Raw genomic sequence first — 6,587 nt, 5'->3', positions numbered from 1 at the left:
GGAATTTACTTCCGACGAGGGAAAAGTCGAAGTTTCAAGGCTTCTGCCGATGGAACTTGCTCTTTTTACTTCTGTCCTTTCGTCAAAGGCTTGAATGCAATGAGCCTTTGACGATGCGTAAGCAAATTATTTACTTGCCAGATAAGCGTTGATGTCGCTCAGCAGTTTGTCGATATCCATGCCGTGTACCATGCTTGCTTCTTCCAGTGTTTCACCAGCAGCGGAAGGGCAGCCTACACAATGCATGCCGTTCTGCATCAGGATTGCACCTGCGCTTCTGTCCATCATCAGCAGTTCGCCGATTGTCATATCTTTTGTTACCTGCATAAAAAATGCCTCCTTTGAGATTCTCACTTGGTTTGTTGTGGAATTCTTTGTGTATATTCCCTTGTATTATACCCCAAAAGCCTCATAAAAAAAAGAGGCGTTAGACATATTTTCATTTTTCCAACGCCTCATCCAGCAGTTTTCGCACGGCGTCTATCTTTTTTTCCGCACTCCATCCGTCCTCGTCCAATATTTTCCGTAATGCTTCCACACTGCCTGCATATTTCGCCTGCCGCAGCCGTTCCCCATCCACATGCAGCACACCATCTCTTTCATTTTCCAGCAAAACCCGCAGACTTTCCACCAATTTATCCATATTTTCACCGCCTTTTGTCTTATTTTAGGTCAGATACACCCTAATGTCAATAGGTCAGTTTGCCATAATAAAATTGGTGATGTTTATGAACAGATTACGAGAATTACGGAAAGAACGGGGATTCACCCAGATCAAAATGCAGATGCTCACAGGCATTGACCAGAGCGACTACTCCAAACTGGAAACAGGCAAACGGTATTATACCTTTGAACAGCTGAAAAAACTGGCGTTGGCGCTGGACACCAGCATGGACTATCTGGCAGGGCTTACGGACGAAAAAAAGCCCTATCCCCGCCGCAACGGATGAAAATATGATACAATAAGGAGGCGGCATATGATTTATGACATTTCCTTCCCCCTTTCCCCGGAAACCATGGTCTATCCCGGCGACCCGCCTTTTTGTCGGGAAGTGCTGCTGGATGGGGCAAAGGGAGATGACTGCACCCTGTCTTTGCTCCATTTGGGGAGCCATCTGGGCACCCATATAGACTTTCCCAGACATTTCTTCCCAGAGGGCATGGACGCGGCTGCCTTTCCTTTGGAACAGCTTTGCGGCACATGCAATGTTTTTCACCTGCCTGATGCAGCAGAAATTACAAAGGATATGCTAAAACAGCTGGACATCCAGCCCGGTGACCGGGTGCTTTTCCGCACAGACAACGAAGCCTTTGACGGCATCCATCCCCTGCCCCATCCCGTTTATCTGACAGCGGAAGCAGGCGAATATCTGGCGGAACGGAAGATTGCCCTTTTGGGCATAGATTACGAAAGTCCCGAAGGGGACGGGGATTTCCCCATACACAAAACATTGCTGGGGCGGAACATCCCCATATTGGAAAACTTGAAACTCAAAGACGTACCAGCCGGTCAGTACTGCCTGTACTGTCTGCCCCTGAGAATTGCAGAGGGTGACGGATGCTGGGTGCGTCCCATATTGGAAAGGTGATACAGATGAAAAATACATTGAAAGAAAAACTTCAGAACCATCAGCAGCCCATCGGTACATTTTTTGAACTGGGCAGCGCAAATGTAGCGGAAGCTCTGGGCAAAACCGGTCTGGACTTCATCATCATCGACAACGAACACGGACCTTTTGAGGCAGAAAGCACACTGGACTATGTCCGGGGCGCTCTCCTTGGCGGCGTTTCTCCTCTGGCAAGGGTACGGGAAATCAGCCGTCCCGCGGTGCTAAAACTGCTGGATATCGGCGTACATGGGCTCATCGTTCCTGACGTACATACCGTAGAGCAGGTGCAGGAACTGGTGAACTACGCCAAATACGCTCCCATTGGCAAACGTGGTTTCTGCCCCACCCGGAAAGACTGCTGGGGCTTTGCTTATCCCGGCACCGAAAGTGTGCCCATAAACATGGCAGTGAACAACGCCGAAACACTGCTGATTCCCCAGTGTGAAACAGTGGGATGTCTGGAAAACATCGAAACCATTACTGCCATGGAAGGGGTAGACGGCATTTTCATCGGACCTTTTGACCTGTCCATTTCCATGGGCATTCCCGGGCAGTTCGACCACCCCGATTTTCAGGCTGCTCTGAAACGAGTATTGGAAGCATGTCACAAAAACGGCAAGTTCTGCATTTATTTCACCGTAAACCCCGACGCCATTGCCGATGGATTCCAGCAGGGATTTGATGCCATGGCTTATGGTCTGGACGCGGCAGTGCTGGTGCAGGCATATCGGAATATTCTGGCAAAAGTGAGAGGGTAAGGGGATACGGCTTTCTTACAAATTTCTGTCACATCCAGCCCTTTCGTTGACAGCCCCCTTTGCCATGCTATACTGAAAAAAATGGCACTTTTCCCCTGATAAGGAGGTTATATTTATGTGGATTTTCTTCAGTATTGCAAGCGTTGTTTTCACGGGGCTCCATGGTTACGCCGCTTTTTCCGGCAAGTCCATGGCAAAGGGCATGGCATTTGCGGCTTTCGCCTTCACTGCCCTGACACTTCTTTCTGAGTACGCCATGGTGGTGTCATGGGTGCAGGCAGAGGACTGGTCAGCCCTCTTGGATGTGGTGCCTTCTATGTTCCCCATGCTGATTGTTTACACCGTGATTCTGGTTGCGGCAAACGGTCTGCTGCTTTTTGCGGGAAAAAAAGACCATTGACCTTTAGAGGAAGTTACTTTGGAGGTATTTCTTATGAAACAACTGAAATTCTGCACGACCCTTCTGCTTTTCATCAGCGGCATCCTTGCCCTGCGGGGCATCAAACCGGCGCTGTTTCTGCTGCTGGCATTTGCGGGACTGCGGGAAATCATCAGCGCGAAAGAATATCAGGACGCAGGCGAGAAAAAATACGCCATTGCGTCTTTGAGTGCAGGCATATTTCTGTTCGTATTCCTGATGGTCATATTATTTTTCTAAGATATAAAAAAATACCCTGTCAAATGACAGGGTATTTTCTTTTTTCTCTTTATCTTCTGGGGGGTTCTTCCACCAGAGGGATATCCAGAATCACTTTCCGGCAGCTGGGGCACAGATAGCCTTCCATTTTGGCATCGCCCATAAAGCTTTTTGCCACCAGATACTGGTTTCCTTTTCTGCCGTTCTCCATTTCCTGGAACTGCACATACCGTCCGGCTTTCAAATAGCCTTCCATCATTTCCAGATTACAAAAAGGACATTTCATGTCGCTTCATCTCCTTTTAGGTGTTCTCTGTTTTCAGTGTATCATATTCCCGGTTTTTCAACAAGCCAAAAGGGCGGCTCAAAGCCGCCCTTTTTTAATCAATGATTTTGAATCCTTTGTAATACCGCAGGACAACTTTGCCCAAGATGGCATCTTTTTCCACGTAGGTGTTCTCCCAGAACCTTGCATCCAGAGATTTATTCCGGTTATCCCCCATCATGAAGTAACAGCCTTCCGGCACATGATAAGGTCCGAAATCGCCTTCTGTGATTTCTTTGATATAAGGTTCATCCTGCACCTGCCCATTGACCAGCACGTCACCGTCTTTTACCTCTACGGTGTCGCCGCCAACGCCGATAACACGCTTAACATACAGGGTATCCGGATCATCCGGGGCTTCAAAAACCACCACATCGCCCCGCTGGGGATCAGAAAACCAATAGCTGGTACGTAAGGCAAGGTTTCTGTCCCCTGCCATAATCGTATTTTCCATAGAGCCTGTTGGCACATATACATTCACCAGCAAAAAGTGATTTATCAAAAATGCCAGCAAAACCGCCACGGCAATTGTTTCTATCCAGCCAAGTATTTCTTTTCTCATTTCGATTTCTATCCTCTTCCAAATCAATCAATGATTTTGAATCCTTTGTAATACCGCAGGACAACTTTGCCCAAGATGGCATCTTTTTCCACGTAGGTGTTTTCCCAGAACCTTGCATCCAGAGATTTATTCCGGTTATCCCCCATCATGAAGTAACAGCCTTCCGGCACATGATAAGGCCCGAAATCGCCTTCTGTGATTTCTTTGATATAAGGTTCATCCTGCACCTGCCCATTGACCAGCACGTCACCGTCTTTTACCTCTACAGTGTCGCCGCCAACGCCAATGATACGTTTCACATAAAGAGTCTTGCCTGTGGGATCGTCGGGATCTTCAAAAACCACCACATCCCCCCGCTCGGGATCGGAAAACCAGTAGCTAGTGCGCAGGGCAAGGATTCTGTCCCCTGCCATGATGGTATTTTCCATGGAGCCTGTAGGCACTGTGGCATTGACGATAAACACCGTATCCACCACAAAAGCCAGCAGCACTGCCAGGATGATGGTCTTGACCCAACTGAGAATTTCTTTTTTCAATTTGTTTCAGCTCCTTATTTCAGGAAGCCGTTGATGATCTGTGCTTCCGCTTCTTTTTCTGTCAGCCCCAATGTCATCAGCTTCATGAGCTGATCCCCTGCGATTTTGCCGATGGCTGCTTCGTGAATCAAAGTTGCATCCACGTTGTTTGCCACGATTTCGGGTTCTGCCGCTACCACGCCGTCGTCCATGATGATGGCGTCACATTCGGAATGACCGTAGCAGTCCGCGTTGCCCACGATTTTAGAGCGGAACAGCTGACGGGATTTATCCCTTGCAACGGAACGGGAAATGAGTTTTGCGGAACTGCCTTCCCCTTCCAGAATGACGTCAAAGGATGTTTCCGCATACTGATCGCCGTGTGTCATGATTTTTTCTTTGATGACAACAGTAGCGCCAGCTGCCAGTTTTGCGCTGGAAATACGTTTTGTGGAGTCTACGCCTTTCAGCTGAACAGTATCCATTTCCAGATAGCTGTTTTCATCCCCTTCGATATGTGTCTGAGGGTTGATGATGCGTTTGCCGTTGCCGTCGCCTTCCCCGATGTGTTTTTCGATATATTTTACTTTGGCGTTTTTGCCTACGAAGAAACGGTGGATGCCTTCGTGGAGAGATTCTTCGCTGCCGCAGTTATGGATACCGCAGCCAGCCACGATGGTGACATCTGCGCCTTCGCCGATATGGAAATCGTTATATACCAGATCGTGTACGCCTGCTTCTGTGATCAGAGCGGGGATATGGACATTTTCGTCCTTTGTGCCGGGTTTGATGTAAATATCGATACCGGAGTTGTTTTCCTTGGGTACGATCTGAATGTTTTCTGTGGAGTTTCTGCCTTCGCTGTGACCGTTGTTACGGATATTGAAGGCACCATTCAAAGGTACTTCTGTCAGGTCTGCCACTTCAGACAGCAGTTTTTTGATTACGTCGTCAAACATTATTCGTTCCCTCCCTGAAAATATCTGCATCCGGGGTCAATGCCAAAAAGACCGGGCAGAACTTCTTCTTTTGTGCCGATCTGGGCGATTTCACCGTTGGAGATGACAACCACCTGGTCAGCGATGTTCAAAATACGTTCCTGATGGGAAATGATCATGATGGAAGCCTGGATTTCATCGTGCATTTTTTCGAAAACGTCGATGAGGTTTTTGAAGCTCCACAGGTCAATGCCCGCTTCGGGTTCGTCGAAAAGTGTCAGTTTTGTTTTTCTTGCCATAACGGTAGCGATTTCGATACGTTTCAGTTCGCCGCCGGACAGGCTTGCATTGACTTCACGGTCAATGTAGTCCTTTGCGCACAGACCTACCTGTGCCAGATAATCACAAGCCGCTGCTGTGGAAATATCCTTGCCGCTTGCCAGTGTGATCAGGTCTTTGACAGTTACGCCTTTGAAGCGTACGGGCTGCTGAAAAGCGAAGCTAACGCCTGCTCTTGCGCGGTCTGTGATAGACCAGTCTGTGATGTCCTGACCGTCCAGCAAAATCTGTCCGCTGTCAGGTGTGATGATACCGGCGATGACCTTTGCCAATGTGGACTTGCCGCCGCCGTTGGGTCCGGTGATGACAACGAATTTTGCGTCGTCAATGACCAGATTGATATTTTTCAGAATCTGTTTTCCATCTGCGGAAAAAGAGATGTTCTTTAATTCCAGCATATTCTTTTCCTCCTGTATTTATCAATGATTCGGCAACACCCTTTTTGCCGAATTTTACCTGCAAAGCCAAAGTAAATTATACCAACTGAAACGTTGTCATGTCAACGATTTTCCCCGAAAACCGACAGAAGCTATGACTTTGGTATGGATTGCACAGGGTGTCGACTTTTCGACACCCTGTCGTCAAAGGCTCATTTCAGGGGGGCCTTTGACGAATAGGCAGAAGTATAAAACCCTTGGGTCAAGCACTTTGCTTCGCAAAGCCGCCTTTGGCGTCCCCGTTTTCTTCGGGGTGCAGGGGTCAAGCACTTTGCTTTGCAAAGCCGCCTGCGGCGTCCCCGTTTTCTTCGGGGTGCAGAATATCCATCGGCTAAAAGCCTTGAAACTTCGGATTTTCCCCTGCGGATTCCAGTTGGGGCACTCCACACCGCAAGACATGCGGGCAGTCATTTATGGCTGACATTTGCGGAGCAAATGTGTTGACCACACACCGCAAGACATGCGG

General features: G+C 48.4%; 12 protein-coding genes. 5 read left to right on the top strand and 7 right to left on the bottom strand.

Features of this window, described 5'->3' with window-relative positions:
- Window positions 1-126 precede the first annotated feature (126 nt).
- Together BUB35_RS13285 and BUB35_RS13280 are read right to left on the bottom strand one after the other, a co-directional pair.
- Window positions 127-327, bottom strand: coding sequence for a DUF1858 domain-containing protein (locus BUB35_RS13285; RefSeq protein ID WP_022255279.1), 201 nt, complete (start codon window positions 325-327; stop codon window positions 127-129).
- A gap of 112 nt (window positions 328-439) precedes the next feature.
- Window positions 440-643, bottom strand: coding sequence for a hypothetical protein (locus BUB35_RS13280; protein ID WP_072852497.1), 204 nt, complete (start codon window positions 641-643; stop codon window positions 440-442).
- 85 nt (window positions 644-728) lie between these two features.
- Here BUB35_RS13280 and BUB35_RS13275 point away from each other — a divergent pair, with 85 nt between their 5' ends.
- The 5 genes from BUB35_RS13275 to BUB35_RS13255 all read left to right on the top strand — a co-directional run bounded on the left by BUB35_RS13275 (window position 729) and on the right by BUB35_RS13255 (window position 3,026).
- Complete coding sequence (locus tag BUB35_RS13275; RefSeq protein ID WP_022255281.1) at window positions 729-950, top strand: helix-turn-helix domain-containing protein; 222 nt, start codon at window positions 729-731, stop codon at window positions 948-950.
- Window positions 951-977: 27 nt separating this feature from the next.
- On the top strand, window positions 978-1,589 hold the full coding sequence (locus tag BUB35_RS13270) for a cyclase family protein (RefSeq protein ID WP_072852495.1): 612 nt from the start codon (window positions 978-980) through the stop codon (window positions 1,587-1,589).
- A 5-nt stretch (window positions 1,590-1,594) separates the two neighbouring features.
- Window positions 1,595-2,368, top strand: a complete 774-nt coding sequence (locus BUB35_RS13265; RefSeq protein ID WP_072852539.1) for an HpcH/HpaI aldolase family protein — start codon at window positions 1,595-1,597, stop codon at window positions 2,366-2,368.
- Window positions 2,369-2,483: 115 nt separating this feature from the next.
- Window positions 2,484-2,768, top strand: coding sequence for a hypothetical protein (locus BUB35_RS13260; RefSeq protein WP_072852493.1), 285 nt, complete (start codon window positions 2,484-2,486; stop codon window positions 2,766-2,768).
- A 33-nt stretch (window positions 2,769-2,801) separates the two neighbouring features.
- On the top strand, window positions 2,802-3,026 hold the full coding sequence (locus BUB35_RS13255; protein WP_072852491.1) for a hypothetical protein: 225 nt from the start codon (window positions 2,802-2,804) through the stop codon (window positions 3,024-3,026).
- A 49-nt stretch (window positions 3,027-3,075) separates the two neighbouring features.
- Here BUB35_RS13255 and BUB35_RS13250 read toward each other — a convergent pair whose 3' ends face one another.
- The 5 genes from BUB35_RS13250 to BUB35_RS13230 form a co-directional block, all read right to left on the bottom strand.
- Entirely contained in the window at window positions 3,076-3,291 is a 216-nt protein-coding gene (locus BUB35_RS13250) for a PF20097 family protein (RefSeq protein WP_072852490.1), read from the bottom strand.
- Window positions 3,292-3,385: 94 nt separating this feature from the next.
- Window positions 3,386-3,892: a signal peptidase I gene (gene lepB, locus BUB35_RS13245; protein ID WP_072852488.1), complete on the bottom strand. Its 507-nt coding sequence runs from the start codon at window positions 3,890-3,892 to the stop codon at window positions 3,386-3,388.
- A 23-nt stretch (window positions 3,893-3,915) separates the two neighbouring features.
- Window positions 3,916-4,428 (bottom strand): signal peptidase I, encoded by a 513-nt coding sequence (lepB, locus tag BUB35_RS13240; protein WP_072852486.1) that lies wholly within the window; start codon window positions 4,426-4,428, stop codon window positions 3,916-3,918.
- Between the two features lie 14 nt (window positions 4,429-4,442).
- Entirely contained in the window at window positions 4,443-5,366 is a 924-nt protein-coding gene (locus BUB35_RS13235) for a SufB/SufD family protein (protein ID WP_072852484.1), read from the bottom strand.
- Window positions 5,366-6,082: an ABC transporter ATP-binding protein gene (locus tag BUB35_RS13230; protein WP_022365014.1), complete on the bottom strand. Its 717-nt coding sequence runs from the start codon at window positions 6,080-6,082 to the stop codon at window positions 5,366-5,368. Before BUB35_RS13230 ends, BUB35_RS13235 begins: the two co-directional genes overlap by 1 nt.
- Window positions 6,083-6,587: the final 505 nt, after the last annotated feature.

The sequence above is a fragment of the Anaerotignum lactatifermentans DSM 14214 genome (genome assembly GCF_900142265.1).
GTDB classification, from domain to species: domain Bacteria; phylum Bacillota; class Clostridia; order Lachnospirales; family Anaerotignaceae; genus Anaerotignum; species Anaerotignum lactatifermentans.
Note: the sequence above shows the minus strand (reverse complement) of the source record. Positions and strands in the feature narration are given on the sequence as shown.

What these genes read in the sequence shown, in the direction of transcription:
- lepB (WP_072852488.1), bottom strand. Translation starts at nt 3,892, where the DNA reads ATGAGAAAAGAAATACTTGGCTGGATAGAAACAATTGCCGTGGCGGTT.
- BUB35_RS13260 (WP_072852493.1), top strand. Translation starts at nt 2,484, where the DNA reads ATGTGGATTTTCTTCAGTATTGCAAGCGTTGTTTTCACGGGGCTCCAT.
- BUB35_RS13275 (WP_022255281.1), top strand. Translation starts at nt 729, where the DNA reads ATGAACAGATTACGAGAATTACGGAAAGAACGGGGATTCACCCAGATC.
- BUB35_RS13255 (WP_072852491.1), top strand. Translation starts at nt 2,802, where the DNA reads ATGAAACAACTGAAATTCTGCACGACCCTTCTGCTTTTCATCAGCGGC.
- BUB35_RS13280 (WP_072852497.1), bottom strand. Translation starts at nt 643, where the DNA reads ATGGATAAATTGGTGGAAAGTCTGCGGGTTTTGCTGGAAAATGAAAGA.
- BUB35_RS13270 (WP_072852495.1), top strand. Translation starts at nt 978, where the DNA reads ATGATTTATGACATTTCCTTCCCCCTTTCCCCGGAAACCATGGTCTAT.
- BUB35_RS13235 (WP_072852484.1), bottom strand. Translation starts at nt 5,366, where the DNA reads ATGTTTGACGACGTAATCAAAAAACTGCTGTCTGAAGTGGCAGACCTG.
- BUB35_RS13250 (WP_072852490.1), bottom strand. Translation starts at nt 3,291, where the DNA reads ATGAAATGTCCTTTTTGTAATCTGGAAATGATGGAAGGCTATTTGAAA.
- BUB35_RS13285 (WP_022255279.1), bottom strand. Translation starts at nt 327, where the DNA reads ATGCAGGTAACAAAAGATATGACAATCGGCGAACTGCTGATGATGGAC.
- BUB35_RS13265 (WP_072852539.1), top strand. Translation starts at nt 1,595, where the DNA reads ATGAAAAATACATTGAAAGAAAAACTTCAGAACCATCAGCAGCCCATC.
- BUB35_RS13230 (WP_022365014.1), bottom strand. Translation starts at nt 6,082, where the DNA reads ATGCTGGAATTAAAGAACATCTCTTTTTCCGCAGATGGAAAACAGATT.